Here is a 14,427-nt window from a genome sequence, read left to right on the forward strand (position 1 = left end):
CTATTTTATCAGATGTCCCTGGTTTTTTATAACTGTTTTAATAATATAAAAGGCTCTGCCGTAGTCTTCCAGGACACGCAGTGATAGTAGAAAAAAGACAACTCCAAAGATGATAGCCGGAATAGCGGATCCATATGCCAGTGCGACGGTTAACAATGCGGTTACAAAAAATAATAAACACATGGCTGTTAGCGAAAGTCTGGGCGTAAAGCGAAAACGCAGGAATTGACGTCCTTCATTATGGTCTTCGGCGGCCATAAAAAGTTTGATCGATCCAAGTGCACCCCCTTTGATCAATAAGTCCCACCTGCAATAAATCCCACCTCGCTCGACACAAGCGTTCTCAGACCTTAGTGTTGATTCAATATGCTCCAGCCTTTCTTCCGGCGACACCCAGTTATTACACCAGACGTTTACCTTCTGAGATATTGGAATGGCGTAGTTGCCTTTTCCATAATTGCGCCAGGGGGTAAGATCATTTTTAAAGCGTCCGAGTAACCGGGCTATTGGCTGGATAATGTGAAACCATATAGTAATGAAGCGAAACCGTAATTCCTCTAACAAGGGTTTCCTGCCTTTTTTTCTTGTGATTTTAGAAACATTATACATTACATGCGCCATCGGCAATAATGTAACGATTAAGGCAACAGGCCATAAATATTGCATGGGATACCAAAATAATCCTGATACCGTAACCAATAGCAGGGCTGTTGACAACAGGTACCATTCTGGCATTTGCAAAATCGCTAAGTGATTCAGGGAAGAAGATCCATACACCGATTGAAAAGGTGCCTGTCCCCATTCGCCATGGTATACCCGCCATTTTCTAAAAAAAGGAGTTTTGATTTCTCCGTTACTATAAATCCGTCCCCATGTTTTATGGCCAATATTATTATACTTCTGCGGCCATTTTCGCTCCAGTAACGCTTCTGCCTTTCCATAACCGACCTGCTGTTTCCAGTAAGACTTTGCTGTTTTTCGCCGATGATGCCAAACCATAGCACCTGCGTTGAATCCTATCTTCCAGCCCGCCTCTATAATCCGCCAGCACATGTCAACATCATCCCCTGCCGTCGTAAACTGCACATCAAAGCCACCTAATTTATTTATTGCGGATTTACGAATAGAAAAATTGCAGCCCGGAATATGCTCTGCCTCAACATCTGTAATTAATACATGTGACGGAGCTCCCGGTGAATGGTCAACACAGTCAGCTATCAAAGAAACATCATTTGGCGCAATATTGGGTCCGCCAACTGCTGCATAGGAAGTCTGATTAAAGGTAGCGGCCAAAAACAAAAGCCAGTCGGGATCCGGTATCGCATCATCATCAATGTAGGAGATAATTTCCCCTTTGGCCTGCAAGGCGCCCAGATTTCTAGCCGCACTTAAGCCCTTATTGGGGGTATTAAGAAGCTTCACATCAAATTCTTCAGCTATCTCAGCAGTTTTGTCTGTTGAGCCGTCATTGATCACAATAACTTCATAAAATGGATAGTTGAGCTTCATAAGACCTTCCAGGCATTCCCGAATTGTAAGGGAGCCGTTGTAGGTACATACTACAACAGAAAAAAATGGCCAATCGGCGTTAGCAGTAAGTGGTAAATGACCAAAGGCTTTTCTTACAGTTTCCAGCGCAGGCTTTGGCCTCCTTTGTTTATCGGTAAGCCCAAAGGCCCAATCGTAAACTTCTTCACCGCCCCTAAACCATTCATCTGTCCACGAGAAAACAAATAAACCAGCACAACCCATCTTATATGCAAGTTTGATTTGCCAATCCAGTATTTCCGATTGTTTGTATTCTCCATTTCTTAAACAATCCAAACCTATTTCTCCCATTAGCAAAGGCTTATCACCTGCAATATTTTGTAGTCTCGCCAGGTATTTTTCAAGCTGTTCTTTTTGCTCGAGATAGACATTGAAGCAAATAATATCCAAAAATGATAGTTGCAGGTATTCTGTGGTTGGATAATTAACGTAAGTAACTATAGATTCAGGAGCTACTTCTTTTACGGTCTGGTAAACCTTTTTAAGGTAACGTTCAATTTTTTTCGGACCATACCACCTGACGGTTCTTGCTGGTATTTCATTGCCAAGTGCTATACATAATAACGCAGGGTGATCGGCGCAGGATTTCACTTTTTCCCGAATTATGTCGAAAATATTTGGGCTTTTCTTCTTATCAATGACATAACCAATATATTGTTCAGCAGAGAGCCCTATCATTACTTTAAGCCGGTGTTTAAGAGCCAGGTCTAACAGCGTTCTTGGTGGTGTTGTATGCGGAATTCTCACCGTATTGATTCCATTTGCCGCCATCATAGCAAAGTCACGATCTACCTGTTCCAGGTCGGTATATTCTTTTCCATTTGAATCTGGCTTAAAAGCTCCATAAGTCACGCCTCTTACGTAAAACTTATGGTTATTATGATAAAAAAACTTTCCTCTGACTTCAATTTTATCTAAATGTAAAGTGGGGTGTATAACCACTGCCGACTTTTTTTCGACACTGGGATAGCTGGGGGTAACTGTGCTTGATGGTACCATGTTATCGTCCTTGATTAGGTGATGCTTGTTTAATTCGATTGAGCAATTCCAGGATATAAATAGTTTTCTCTAGGAGGACAATTATTTAAATGGCTGTCAGTTATGAATAGAGATAAAATAAGTAGTGCCAAAACGGGCTATTCGCAGTTCCTCCAACTTTTTTCTTAAGAGAAGAGTCGCCTTCTAATCCTAAAGGAGGGGTAAACCCAGCGCATCGATTAGTGAAACGTAGGAACCAAAGTTTTGGTAATACTGAGGTATGCTCCGGGTGGGGCATCTCAACTTGTTTAGGAAAAGGCAGACTTACAAGGATAATACACATAAAAAACTGCTAAGCATTAGTAAAAAAGCCTTTAATTGCCTTGCAGAGAAGACACACAGGAAAATGGATCACCTACTAATTGAACTTTATTTTACTTGGATGGCTTAAACATAAATCCGGTATTGGATATATAGGATTTATACTAGCAAGGATGTGGATTAATCAGAAGAGTTAAGAGGACTAAAAGTATAAAATATATTTATATAATAATATAGTTTCCTGTTTTTTATTAAATAAACTTTAAAAAAATATGATCAAATGATTTGAAAGATTTGGTGGAGAAGTCAGCATCGTAATTTTACTATTGGTTCGGTCCCAGGTTTGTTGGGTCTTTGCTTTTTAATAGCTCACTTCGCTTTGGTTGGGGGACGTTCTTATAATTAAAAGGACAATGCCTGCATCCGTTACCGCAACAATATCCTCTTTCCAAATGAAACTGTTCGGTCAGAACTATCAGACCGTCTTCAATTATATAATGGACACCTTCAATCCACTGGCTCATCTTTGAGAATTTTTTTTAGCAATTCATCTTTTTCCTTTCCGGGCAGTTGATCAGGTAATGAAAAACATACATAGTGAATTCGATTGCTCCCTGCGATGTCCAATGATTCATAATGCGTCTTTATCCGAAGTTCATCCGTAATAGCTGGTTGAGAATAAACATTATCATAGTTGGCATGTATTGGACAATTGTACAGATCAATCACCAGCTTTGTAAACTGGTATAATTCCGGGCTATCCGTTTTTAAATGGATAAGACCACCGGGAACAAGAAACTTTTGATATAGCCGGAGAAACTTTGGATGCGTTAATCTTTTTTTTGCTTTGGACTTTCGTAATTGCGGATCGGGGAAGGTAATCCATATTGCTTCTACTTCATTATTGGAAAAGTAGCTGTCAATTTGATCGATTTGCGTTCTTAAGAAGGCAACATTATTTAATTTTTCAAGCAAAGCCTTTTTTGCTCCTACCCAAATCCGATTCCCTTTTAAATCGACACCGATAAAATTCCTGTCAGGATAGAGTCGGGCCAAACCAACCGCATACTCTCCCTTGCCGCAGGCAAGCTCCAATGTAATTGGATGATCGTTTTTCCAAAATGAACTCCAGTTGCCTGCCATATCAGCTGGAAATTGCAGCACGTTGGGAAAACTGTTTAACTCCTCAAAACGGACTAATTTTTTTTGACCCATAAGCCGGCAAAGGTAATTCAAGCCATTGTCAAAATCTAGCCATTCAGGTCGCGAAATGTTATGGCATTTTAATTGGATTACTATTCACATGCTAATTTTTCATTAAAATAAATCATATGAATTTCAATATATTAAGAACTTTGTTTGGGAAATGCCTGGGCTTTTTTTATCGGGGCGATGATTTTTACAAGCTGCAATAATGAGAATTCGGCAAATAATTCTACATCGGACAGCAAGGAGGTGGCTGCCGATACCACTATGACGTCAACTGCTCCGGTAGCCAGGGCTAAAAAATCGGGTAAGATCAGTACCGGTACCGGTGTTGATGAAGGTGACCCAAAATCAGAAATGAAGAAAGATAAATTGGGCTATTATAACCGGACTGAGATTTTGCCTGCCTATTCAGGTGGTCAGACTGCATTGGAAAACTATATCAGCAATAATATTCAATACCCGCAGGATGCCATTGATAACAACGTGGAGGGAGTAGTTAAGGTACAGTTTGGTGTGGATGAAAATGGAAATGTAACCAATGTTTCAACGGTGGGGAATAAGATTGGCTATGGTTTGGAAGAAGAAGCCATAAGAGTAGTGTCCAAAATGCCGAAATGGACTCCCGGACAAATAAAAGGAAAGAATGTGAAAACATGGCGTACGCTGCCTATAAATTACCGTTTAGAAGAAAGCTGATACCCTAGGTAGAGTTGAGGTGTAAAAAAGAGAAAGCCTGGCAAAGGCTTTCTCTTCTAATTTTATTTAATTCACTCAGAATTTTGCCAATAAGCCAATTCCTACAAGAGATTTGACCTGTAAGGCTGCATGGTTGTTATCTTTTCCAAACAGCCGGACATCATCATCATAAATCATGTCAAGGCTATAAGTCAGGGCCAACACTTTTGAAAGTTTTACATTCAAAACATTCGTAAAAAAGAGATCGACATTTTGAGGATTGTTTTGATAGTTGGAAAAAAGATCCAACCTGCTTTTATAAGTGATGTTTTTATTAAACTCTTTCAGAAAATTAATAGACGCAAAGGCGCCGAATTCTCCTTCTGAGTGTTTGCCCGGATCAACGCCGTACAGTCCTTTCGCAGATAATGAATCATCCTTTACGATGGTCCATCTGGCTGTAATGGGTGAAACGAAAATAGAAAGACTGGAAGCGGGCTTGTAATCCAAACCGGGGCTCACCAAAATATAGGCAGGTGAAAGAAAAGCGGAAGCTAATGTTTTATTACCATCCCCGTCATAGGTATAACCCTTGAACAGCTGAGACCTGAAGTTGACTAAACCTGCCAGGTTTAGTTTGGGATTTAAGGCATAGCCATATTTTGAAAGCAAGTCAATCCGATCGTCATTCTTGCGGCTGCCAAGGCTGGTTGTTTTTACATAACCAAGATTAAAGTCGAAAGTGTTATCCCAGCTATGCCGGTCTTTTTTATAAAATGCAAAGAGGTTCAGTACAGAATTAAGAGAAAGTGAAAAATCATCACCGCCGGCCGCCCAATTGCTCAGTGATCCCTGCGATACATTGAGCCCATATAGCCCGCCCTTTTTCCAGGTTTTCGAAGTAGTATCATTAGGATCCTTTTTGATTGACTTTTCGGATTCTTTCTTTAATTCTTTAACGGTTGCGTCTTGTGCGGAGGTTGTGATGGCGGAGAATAAGGCAAGGGTCAAAACTATTTTTCTCATTGGTTTAAGATTTTTATTTGAGCAAAACTAGTTCCTGAAAACGACTTGAAGACAATGCATTATGACTGTTGCTGAAGTAGGGGCAAAAAAAATCCCGATAGACATCGGGACCTAACAATCACATGAGAAAAGAGAGAGCTGTAGGGGGAGGGGTCGAACCTCCACGAGGCGGTTAGCTATAGCACAAAGTTTTAGTGGTCAATCCTGGTCGGCCTGACGGTCGGCTCTATGCTACGTTTATTCCGTGATCCTCACCCCCGAGACGAGAGGGCATGTCTGCCGAAAATTTCATCACCCCACAGTATATGCCGGATTAGTTTTAAGTATCTTGTAATCCGTGTTAAAGAACTTTGATAAGACAAATATAGGACGATTGTCCTTTTTGTTCCAAATTATTCAACAATTATTTTGAAATAATAGATTTTGTTTAAATATTTGCATTATTCAATGAAAATTTTTTAAAATAGCCCTCTAAAATGTCTGCTAAATTAAACCTCGACAAACTTGATCTGGATATAATTCACCATATGATGGAGAATGCGGAAATTTCTTATGCCGATCTGGGTAAGAAGCTTTTTGTTTCCGGGGGTACCATTCATGTTCGTATAAAGAAATTGCAGGAGGCCGGTGTCGTAAAGGGCACACGGCTTAAAGCCGATCTGAAGCAGTTGGGTTATGATGTTATTGCTTTTATCGGAATATATCTGAAAGAAAGCTCTTTATATGATACGGTAGCAAAAGATCTTCAAAAAATACCCGAGATTGTCCGGTTGAATTATACGACTGGTAACTACAGCATGTTTGCTGAAATCGTTTGTAAGGATATTACACAATTAAGATTTGTGTTACATGATCAACTGCAAAAAATAAAAGGGATTGAAAGAACAGAAACTTTTATTTCCCTGGATGAGAGTTTTAGCCGGAATGTGAAAGTAGTTTAAAAGGCCAGCTTATATTCTTCCTCTTACATTCAAAGCATCACGCAGGCCATTGCCCAATAAATTAAAGGCCAACACCAATAACATGATTGCAAATCCCGGCGCCAGTGCCAACATGGGGTTTTGAGTAATAATAAAATTATAGTTCTCCTTTATCATCAACCCCCAACTGGGTTGTGGTGGCTGAACACCGACTCCCAGGAAGCTCAGGCCCGCTTCGATCACAATTGCGGAGGCGAAATTTGATGCGGCAATTACCATAACCGGTCCCATGATATTGGGCCAGATATGCCTGACTATTGTTCGGAAATGCGAATAGCCCAGGGCTCTTGTTGCTTCTACATATTCTAATTCACGGGCTGCTAATACTTGGCCTCTTACCAGCCTTGCTACATTCACCCACATAGTCAGTCCAACAGCTATGAATACCTGCCAAAACCCTTTGCCCAAAGCCAGGGTGATTGCGAATACCAATAATAAAGTAGGTATACTCCAAATGACATTAATAAACCACATGATTATATTATCTGTTCGTCCGCGGAAGTATCCGGCCAATGAGCCCAATACCAAACCAATAGAAAGAGAAATGAGAATAGTGATAAGCCCAACGCTTAAACTGACTCTTGTGCCTACAACGAGACGACTAAGTATATCCCGGCCAAATTTATCTGTACCCAGCGTATATGTTGCCTGGTCTATCGGTTCATCAGCAGTTTGTGATTTGGCAAATGATTGGCGTTCACTCAAGCCTTCATCAATATATTTTTGAACAATAATGCTATCCTCGGTTTCCTTAAAGCTCACTATCGGAACATAGTTGTAACTGTCTTTTTTACCATTTATTAGACGTTCAAAGAAGCCGGTTTGATTGGCAGAAACATCCTTTTTTACTTTAATAAATGTTTGCTCAAAACCGGGTTTATTGCCTCCTATTTCCAAAATAATCCGATTGGCATAAGGTGATGGATCGGGTGCAATGAAATAAGCAAATAATGCGACAACGATGGAGAGAATAATAATGGTCAGGCCAAATACCGCCCCTTTATTTTTCCGGAGGCGTTTCCACGCCGCCTGTTGAAATGATATGGAATGACTATTCATGAACAGGGGGAAGATAAGCTAAGAGCCTGAAAGAGAAAAGGAGTAAAGGTGTATTAAAACAATTGTAAACATTTTTCAAATATGCCTGGGGTTTAAGAATAGATTTTCGTCTCTCTGTGTCATGCGATGTCTTAGCTTACTTTTCTACCTTTCCATTCATATTTGCCAAATTGTCCCAATAAACCGGAAAAGATAGTGTAAAAAATATGCAGCGGTTGAAAGACGAAAAAGAATTTTACAGCCCATTGTTTATTGAAAAATTTAGCGACCGAATAAAAGAAGGGTAGCTCTACGGAAGTCTTTGCCGCCCACCCAATTAAGAAAATGATCCAATAGAAGTGGTTCCAAAAACCGGCAATCAATAAAATCAGAAAAGAAAAATTGAAAAGATAAACCAGCAATAAAACTCCAATTATTTTTTTATCGTCGTAATAAGTGGCTTTGCTGGCCCAGCGGATGCGTTGATTTAAAAATTGCTTCCAGGTGGGCATGGGCCGGGTGCTTACAACAGCATCTTTTGCCTTAAGGTAGAAAATCCGCTCGGGGATTTTTTTTGCGATCTTATGCATCAATAGCATATCATCGCCTGAAGCAATATGATCGATATCTTTAAAGCCACCTACTTTAGTAAACAGTTTTTTTTCATATGCCAGGTTGGCGCCGTTGCACATAGACAGTGTGTTTTTATAAACTGAAGCTCCGGTAATTCCCTGTAATACCATAAAATCCATTGCCTGGAAAACCTCCACAGGTTTTGAGTTGCAGTTAAAGGATACTGGTGCAACAATAAAACCAGCATTGGTTTCTTCCCTGAATGAGACAATGCTTTGTAGCCATGCTGCCGGGGGAATACAGTCTGCATCAGTTGTTACAATTAATTCATTAGAGGCAGCGGCAATACCTGTTTCAATCGCTTTCTTTTTGTAGGAATTGATTTTGTTTTCTTTTAGTTGAAACAATTTTACTCCGGGAAACTGCAAAACAATTTCAGTGGTTTTGTCTGTTGAATGATCGTCAATTACAATGATCTCAAAAAGATGCCTCGGGTAAGTTTGGCTTTCCAATGCTCTTAACAGCTTTCCAATGTGTTCTTCTTCATTTCGGGCAGGAATGATTACTGAAATTGCGGTATGATATTCATCGGAACCAGTTGCAGGTAATGGGACTGGTATGGAATTCCAGCTTCGCCAAAAGAATAGGATCATAATGCTGTAGGCGATGAAAAATAATATAAAAACGAACACGAGTATCATGCGGGGAAAGCAAATCTAATCATTGCATGTTAATATGCCAGTGCATTCATAATTCCTTCCACATGGTTTTCATGCAAGACCTGGTGGCCGGAGTGAATGATAGAAACCGTGCAAAACTCTTCAATGCCTTCCTGAAATTTTTCACCCCTGATTGGCAAAATAATGCGATCATATTTTCCATACACTAACCGGGCGGGTGTTTTATATTGACGGACAAATTTTTTTATTCGATGCAGATTAGGTTTTAACTTTCTTAAAGTAGTCCATCTCTTATATAGCAAATCTCTTACCTCAAAATTTCCAATATAGTAGTTCACAAATTTAAAAATACTGGTATTGACTACGCCCAGCTTATTGAGCAATTTGATAAATCCAAAAAACCAACCGGGATGTTTCATACTAAAGGCAAAAAGTTTATTACCCAGATATGTTTGCGTGGCCAACCAATACCAGAAATTCACTTTTAACCCGTCCGGAGCCAATAAGACAAGTTTTTCAATGCTGCCGGGTTGCGCCTGGTAAAGGCTCAGGGCAATGCGACCGCCGAGGCTGAAACCGACAAGAGAAAGTCGCAGGTTACCGGTTTCCAGTCGTTGTTTATTTTCCCCCAACATCTCCGCAATTATATGTTGCAAATCCATATGAGTAAGAATTAATCCTTCATTCCATTGTGTTTTTCCATGAAAGGGCATGTCAATGGAATAAAAACTGTATTGATCACCAGCATGCTTTTCCAGGAACCGGTACATGCTGCCATCTTCACCATAGCCATGAAAGCACACAGCTATTTTTTCACCGTTACCAAATTTGTAACAATTGATCTGCGATGATTTATAATGAAGTAGCCATTCTTGCATTATTCAGCTGATAAAATTTGCCGGAAATATAGTTGCACTATTCGAAAATAATATTATTTTTGGATAGTTGCACAAACAACTATATGTCAAACAACCATTTTAAGAAAGGAGAACTATACAGTTTTGTAACCGGTAAGGCATCCACGGCCATAGCCCGGCGTTTGCAAAAAAAATTCAACAATGCCGGGCTCAATATCACTATCGAGCAATGGAGTGTATTATATCATTTGTGGAAAGAAGACGGACGGAGTCAACAACAATTATGCAATGCTACTTTCAGGGATAAGCCCAGCATAACCCGTCTGGTGGATAACCTGGAAAAACTGAACCTGGTAAAAAGAGTGGCATCGGAAAATGACCGGCGGATCAATTTGATTTACCTGACCAAAAATGCGCAAAAGCTGGAAGAAGAAACGATGCAAATAGCTGACGAAACGCTGAACGAAGCATTGAAAAGCGTTTCACCGGATAAGATAGATGTGTGCAAAGAAGTATTACAAATTGTGTACGACAACCTGAAGTAGAGAGTCGGACAGATAAAATACAAACCTTAAACCTTTAAACTTACATAACATGAGTGCTGCCACAGAAGCCAAAAAGACATTGAAAGGAGGCGAATGGCTTATCAAAGAATCTTCGCCCTTTGAAACCTTTACGCCTGAAAATTTTGTTGAGGAACAGCGAATGATCAGGGACATGTGTAACCAGTTTCTCGATGTAGAAGTGTATCCTATTTTGGATCGCATTGACAACCTGGAACCGGGCCTGATGAAATCGCTGGTTACAAAAGCTGGTGAACAAGGGTTACTATCAGTTTCTTTTCCCGAAGAATATGGCGGGTTAGGAAAAGACTTCGTTACGTCCACTATAGTAAATGAATACCTGGGTGCCGGCCACTCATTTTCGGTGGCTATTGCGGCACATACTGGTATTGGTACATTACCGATCTTATATTTTGGTACGCCCGAGCAAAAGCAAAAATATATTCCCAAGCTAATTACCGGTGAGTGGGCAGGTGCTTATGGATTAACAGAACCCAACAGTGGAAGTGATGCATTGGGTGCAAAAACAACAGCAAAATTGAGCGATGATGGAAAGCATTATATTCTGAATGGACAGAAATGCTGGATTACCAACGGTGGATTTGCGCAAGTATACACTGTATTCGCCAAAGTGGATGGCGACAAGTTTACAGGATTTATAGTAGAAAGAGGAACTGAAGGATTTACCCAGGGCCCTGAAGAACATAAAATGGGTATTAAAGGTTCTTCGACTGTTCAACTCTATTTCCAGGATGCAAAAGTGCCGGTTGAAAATGTGCTGGGAGAAATCGGTAAAGGCCATAAAATCGCCTTCAATATTTTGAATATTGGCCGGTTGAAATTATGTGCTGCTGCTACCGGTGGCGCCAGGAGGTCATTGACAGAGTCGGTTCGATATGCCAAAACAAGAGAACAATTTAAACAGCCCATTTCCAATTTTGGTGCTATCAAACACAAACTCGCAGAAATGGCGATTAAAGTTTTTGTAGCTGAATCTGCCCTCTATCGCACGGCCAATTGGGTTGATGAGAAAGAAAAAGAACTGTTGGCCGCAGGCAAACCATTTAATGAATCGTTGTTGGGAGCAGCGGAAGAATATGCTATCGAGTGTGCCATGTTAAAAGTGTATGGTAGCGAAATTTTGGATTACGTGGTAGATGAAGGAGTACAAATACATGGTGGTAATGGCTTCAGTGCTGAATATAATATTTCAAGATCCTACCGGGACAGCCGTATCAACAGGATTTATGAAGGCACTAATGAGATCAACCGGCTATTGACACTTGACATGACTTTGAAAAGAGCGATGGGTGGAAGACTGGACTTGATGGGGCCGGCCATGGGAGTGCAAAAAGAGTTGATGAGCATTCCTGATTTTGGAAGCGAAGATGAAACACCATTTGCTAAAGAAAGAAAGCTGGTTGCCAATTTGAAGAAAGCGATCCTGATGACGGCAGGCACCGCTGTTCAAAAACTGATGATGAAAATAGAAGGTGAACAGGAAGTATTGATGAATCTTGCTGATATGGCTATCGAAACTTTCAATGCAGAGAGTGTTTTATTGCGGGTAATGAAAATGACCGATCAGCAGGGTGATGCTGCTACGCAGCTTTACCAGGATATTATGCGGACTTATTTATATGATGCCGCTGATAAGGTAAACAAATCAGGGAAAGACGCTATTAACGCTTTTGCTGATGGTGATGAGCAACGAATGATATTGATGGGATTAAAACGCTTTACCAAAGCTGAACCATTCAATACAAAAGATGCAAGGAGAAGATTGGCTGATAAGATGGTTGCAGAAGGTAAATACTGTTTTTAATTTATTTTTTACTGAAATTGATAATGATTGCTTCTAGCGGAGCAGTCATTTTTTTTGGCTTTTCTTCCTGACCCCCGTATATAGCTTTCAGTTCCCTGCGGGTAGTTTTAATTTCAGTCAGTTGGTTGACCCTTTTTCTTTCCATGAAAATTCCCGTTGTCATCACAATACAGGAACAAATAGTGATAAGAAAATAAACAAGATGCGCATCGTGTTTATAGACAGGTTGTATGAGATAGTATACCACGTACACAAAACAATATCCGACATAAGCAAAAAGTAAAGCGGCAACCATTATGGCTTTGCCAATTGCTTTGTGATAGACGACTGCAATTTTTACCTGGTGCACAAAAAACAATATTGAGATTGTCAGCACCAATATCAGGCCAGGCGCTAGTATAATAGTGGTAGCTGTAGAATTAAATCCATATAATGCGAGAACAATAGCTTCAAAAACAATAAAGCCGGCTGCCACTAAAATCATTTTTCTTCGAAAAAAGACAGTTTTACTAAAGTATACCAGGAACAATAACATCAGCGGCGCATCTAATAAATTATTAATTACGCCAAGCCGGTTCATAAATGTCTTGCCCACGTTTACGTAGCCAAGTAGCATAATGATGTAACTTAATACGAGGACATAGTAAAAGAATAATGCAGGGAAACTTCTGTACCAGGCAAGCCGGTTTATTAGGAGCATAATAATGGGCGCACTCAAAGCAATAGTTGCGAATAGGCCCATCCAATTAAATAGAGACATAAAATTGGTTTTCGTTAGGATAGGTACACATCAACACCCGATCTTCACCATAAAGAAACGGCCTTTTTATCTTTATAGTGCTTTCTTTTAATGGTTTATACTAAAATTCAGTAAAACTGTGAGGATGTTTAGGTAATAATACGCAAACGGTTGCGAGTGTTTTTATGTGATTAGCAAATCAGGTATTATATCTTCATCAATCTACAGGGTAAGGTTCGCCGCGATGACAAGTTTTGCAATTGACCAGCTTTAGATATTCAGGTCTTGTAGCAGTGTCAAAGTTGAAATAGGTTTTGTTAAGGTGGATAGTCATTCGCATCATTTTCCGGGCATTTTCTTTCATGGGTTCATCATCAGACGCAAAATCTAAACTGTCAGGAAAATTTTTTAAAGGAACATGGCAAAACTTACAACTCACTCCCAACGCCTTTGTATAAGATTCCATGATACTATCCAGCATAGCTTCACTGATGTCCTGTGGTAGTATTTTCAGATTTTTATGTTTTGGCTTTGGGAAGCTTACGGCCGCTACTCCCGCTGTAACCAGAGCCATCAACAAAAAAACTATAATGAATTGTTTTTTTATGATCATATGACCGGGGTGTATAACAAGTGACGATCCACTTTTTAACTTGGTTGACAGCCCCCACAATTTTTTATCTATAAATCTGCAGCTGCGGCTTCATCTAAAAACCAATATAGCTCACTATTGAAAGGCTGAATAATCTGGGCTGGGTAAAGTTCAGGATCATGCTCACCTGCCAAAACATGATACAACGAAGCAGCTTTATCACCACCGCTAATTAAGAAAGCCACCCTTGACGCCATATTAACTATGGGAGCAGTGAGGGTGATACGGTACATGTCCTGCTTTTTCAAATAAAAACTTAAAACCCATTTATTATTTTCTCTTACATGATTATATCCGGGAAACAAAGACAGGGTGTGAGCATCGTTGCCTAGTCCAAGTAAAACGAGATCAAAGGAGTTAAGTTTGTCGTCAAAATATTGATGCAATAATTTTTCATAATCAGCAGCGGACTCTTCTGGCTTCAATCCATCTGTCTTCATTATATGAATGTTTTCGTTACTGACCGGGACATGGTTTAACAGCTCATCATACGCCATTTTTGCATTGTTTCTTTCATCTTCAAAAGGAACAAAGCGTTCGTCCCCCCAGAAAAAATGGAGTTTGCTCCAGTCAATCTCATTCTTGTATTTGTCAGAGGCTAATAGTTTGTATAGTTTTTTGGGTGTGCTGCCTCCGGACAATGCAATCGTAAAACGGTCCTGTTTTTTCAATACATCATTTATATACTCAACCATCCATTCCGCCGCTTTTTCACTTAGCTCATCACTGTTTTTTGACAAGTACTTATGCATAGCTATCTATT

Annotated in this window: 14 protein-coding genes; 4 read left to right on the forward strand and 10 right to left on the reverse strand. The window is 40.0% G+C overall.

Going from position 1 to position 14,427, the window contains the following annotated elements; genetic code table 11:
• The 3 genes from ACFEL9_RS15795 to trmB all read right to left on the reverse strand — a co-directional run bounded on the left by ACFEL9_RS15795 (position 1) and on the right by trmB (position 4,011).
• Positions 1-2,547 (reverse strand): glycosyltransferase, encoded by a 2,547-nt coding sequence (locus ACFEL9_RS15795; RefSeq protein ID WP_385891961.1) that lies wholly within the window; start codon positions 2,545-2,547, stop codon positions 1-3.
• Between the two features lie 623 nt (positions 2,548-3,170).
• Entirely contained in the window at positions 3,171-3,371 is a 201-nt protein-coding gene (locus ACFEL9_RS15800; RefSeq protein WP_385891963.1) for a C1orf53 family protein, read from the reverse strand.
• A complete protein-coding gene (trmB, locus tag ACFEL9_RS15805; RefSeq protein ID WP_385891965.1) occupies positions 3,355-4,011 on the reverse strand; it encodes a tRNA (guanosine(46)-N7)-methyltransferase TrmB in 657 nt (218 codons plus the stop codon). Before trmB ends, ACFEL9_RS15800 begins: the two co-directional genes overlap by 17 nt.
• Before the next feature lie 195 nt (positions 4,012-4,206).
• Here trmB and ACFEL9_RS15810 point away from each other — a divergent pair, with 195 nt between their 5' ends.
• Entirely contained in the window at positions 4,207-4,752 is a 546-nt protein-coding gene (locus tag ACFEL9_RS15810) for an energy transducer TonB (protein WP_385891968.1), read from the forward strand.
• A 75-nt stretch (positions 4,753-4,827) separates the two neighbouring features.
• Here the strand turns inward: ACFEL9_RS15810 and ACFEL9_RS15815 are convergent, their stop codons facing one another.
• Positions 4,828-5,757, reverse strand: a complete 930-nt coding sequence (locus ACFEL9_RS15815; RefSeq protein ID WP_385891971.1) for a DUF3078 domain-containing protein — start codon at positions 5,755-5,757, stop codon at positions 4,828-4,830.
• 476 nt (positions 5,758-6,233) lie between these two features.
• Here ACFEL9_RS15815 and ACFEL9_RS15820 point away from each other — a divergent pair, with 476 nt between their 5' ends.
• Positions 6,234-6,698 (forward strand): Lrp/AsnC ligand binding domain-containing protein, encoded by a 465-nt coding sequence (locus ACFEL9_RS15820; RefSeq protein ID WP_276502546.1) that lies wholly within the window; start codon positions 6,234-6,236, stop codon positions 6,696-6,698.
• A gap of 9 nt (positions 6,699-6,707) precedes the next feature.
• Here ACFEL9_RS15820 and ACFEL9_RS15825 read toward each other — a convergent pair whose 3' ends face one another.
• The 3 genes from ACFEL9_RS15825 to ACFEL9_RS15835 form a co-directional block, all read right to left on the reverse strand.
• Complete coding sequence (locus ACFEL9_RS15825) at positions 6,708-7,796, reverse strand: ABC transporter permease (RefSeq protein WP_385891973.1); 1,089 nt, start codon at positions 7,794-7,796, stop codon at positions 6,708-6,710.
• A 131-nt stretch (positions 7,797-7,927) separates the two neighbouring features.
• Complete coding sequence (locus ACFEL9_RS15830; protein ID WP_512701511.1) at positions 7,928-9,049, reverse strand: glycosyltransferase; 1,122 nt, start codon at positions 9,047-9,049, stop codon at positions 7,928-7,930.
• Between the two features lie 29 nt (positions 9,050-9,078).
• Complete coding sequence (locus tag ACFEL9_RS15835; protein ID WP_385891977.1) at positions 9,079-9,906, reverse strand: alpha/beta hydrolase; 828 nt, start codon at positions 9,904-9,906, stop codon at positions 9,079-9,081.
• 83 nt (positions 9,907-9,989) lie between these two features.
• Between ACFEL9_RS15835 and ACFEL9_RS15840 the strand changes: the two genes are divergently transcribed.
• Positions 9,990-10,430 carry a MarR family winged helix-turn-helix transcriptional regulator gene (locus ACFEL9_RS15840; protein ID WP_276502550.1) on the forward strand — a complete coding sequence of 147 codons (441 nt, stop codon included), beginning with the start codon at positions 9,990-9,992 and terminating at the stop codon, positions 10,428-10,430.
• Between the two features lie 49 nt (positions 10,431-10,479).
• Entirely contained in the window at positions 10,480-12,273 is a 1,794-nt protein-coding gene (locus ACFEL9_RS15845) for an acyl-CoA dehydrogenase FadE (protein WP_385891980.1), read from the forward strand.
• 1 nt (position 12,274) lies between these two features.
• Here ACFEL9_RS15845 and ACFEL9_RS15850 read toward each other — a convergent pair whose 3' ends face one another.
• The 3 genes from ACFEL9_RS15850 to pgl form a co-directional block, all read right to left on the reverse strand.
• Positions 12,275-13,033, reverse strand: coding sequence for a hypothetical protein (locus ACFEL9_RS15850; RefSeq protein WP_385891983.1), 759 nt, complete (start codon positions 13,031-13,033; stop codon positions 12,275-12,277).
• Between the two features lie 196 nt (positions 13,034-13,229).
• Positions 13,230-13,625 carry a c-type cytochrome gene (locus tag ACFEL9_RS15855; RefSeq protein ID WP_385891985.1) on the reverse strand — a complete coding sequence of 132 codons (396 nt, stop codon included), beginning with the start codon at positions 13,623-13,625 and terminating at the stop codon, positions 13,230-13,232.
• Between the two features lie 68 nt (positions 13,626-13,693).
• Positions 13,694-14,416, reverse strand: a complete 723-nt coding sequence (pgl, locus tag ACFEL9_RS15860) for a 6-phosphogluconolactonase (RefSeq protein ID WP_385891987.1) — start codon at positions 14,414-14,416, stop codon at positions 13,694-13,696.
• Between the last annotated feature and the right edge of the window lie 11 nt (positions 14,417-14,427).

Source organism: Terrimonas alba, from assembly GCF_042434975.1.
GTDB lineage: Bacteria > Bacteroidota > Bacteroidia > Chitinophagales > Chitinophagaceae > Terrimonas_B > Terrimonas_B alba.

Coding starts and splice junctions, on each gene's coding strand:
- ACFEL9_RS15850 (WP_385891983.1), bottom strand. CDS start 13,033: ATGTCTCTATTTAATTGGATGGGCCTATTCGCAACTATTGCTTTGAGT.
- ACFEL9_RS15835 (WP_385891977.1), bottom strand. CDS start 9,906: ATGCAAGAATGGCTACTTCATTATAAATCATCGCAGATCAATTGTTAC.
- ACFEL9_RS15820 (WP_276502546.1), top strand. CDS start 6,234: ATGTCTGCTAAATTAAACCTCGACAAACTTGATCTGGATATAATTCAC.
- ACFEL9_RS15845 (WP_385891980.1), top strand. CDS start 10,480: ATGAGTGCTGCCACAGAAGCCAAAAAGACATTGAAAGGAGGCGAATGG.
- ACFEL9_RS15795 (WP_385891961.1), bottom strand. CDS start 2,547: ATGGTACCATCAAGCACAGTTACCCCCAGCTATCCCAGTGTCGAAAAA.
- ACFEL9_RS15815 (WP_385891971.1), bottom strand. CDS start 5,757: ATGAGAAAAATAGTTTTGACCCTTGCCTTATTCTCCGCCATCACAACC.
- ACFEL9_RS15840 (WP_276502550.1), top strand. CDS start 9,990: ATGTCAAACAACCATTTTAAGAAAGGAGAACTATACAGTTTTGTAACC.
- ACFEL9_RS15855 (WP_385891985.1), bottom strand. CDS start 13,625: ATGATCATAAAAAAACAATTCATTATAGTTTTTTTGTTGATGGCTCTG.
- ACFEL9_RS15830 (WP_512701511.1), bottom strand. CDS start 9,049: ATGATACTCGTGTTCGTTTTTATATTATTTTTCATCGCCTACAGCATT.
- ACFEL9_RS15825 (WP_385891973.1), bottom strand. CDS start 7,796: ATGAATAGTCATTCCATATCATTTCAACAGGCGGCGTGGAAACGCCTC.
- pgl (WP_385891987.1), bottom strand. CDS start 14,416: ATGCATAAGTACTTGTCAAAAAACAGTGATGAGCTAAGTGAAAAAGCG.
- ACFEL9_RS15800 (WP_385891963.1), bottom strand. CDS start 3,371: ATGAGCCAGTGGATTGAAGGTGTCCATTATATAATTGAAGACGGTCTG.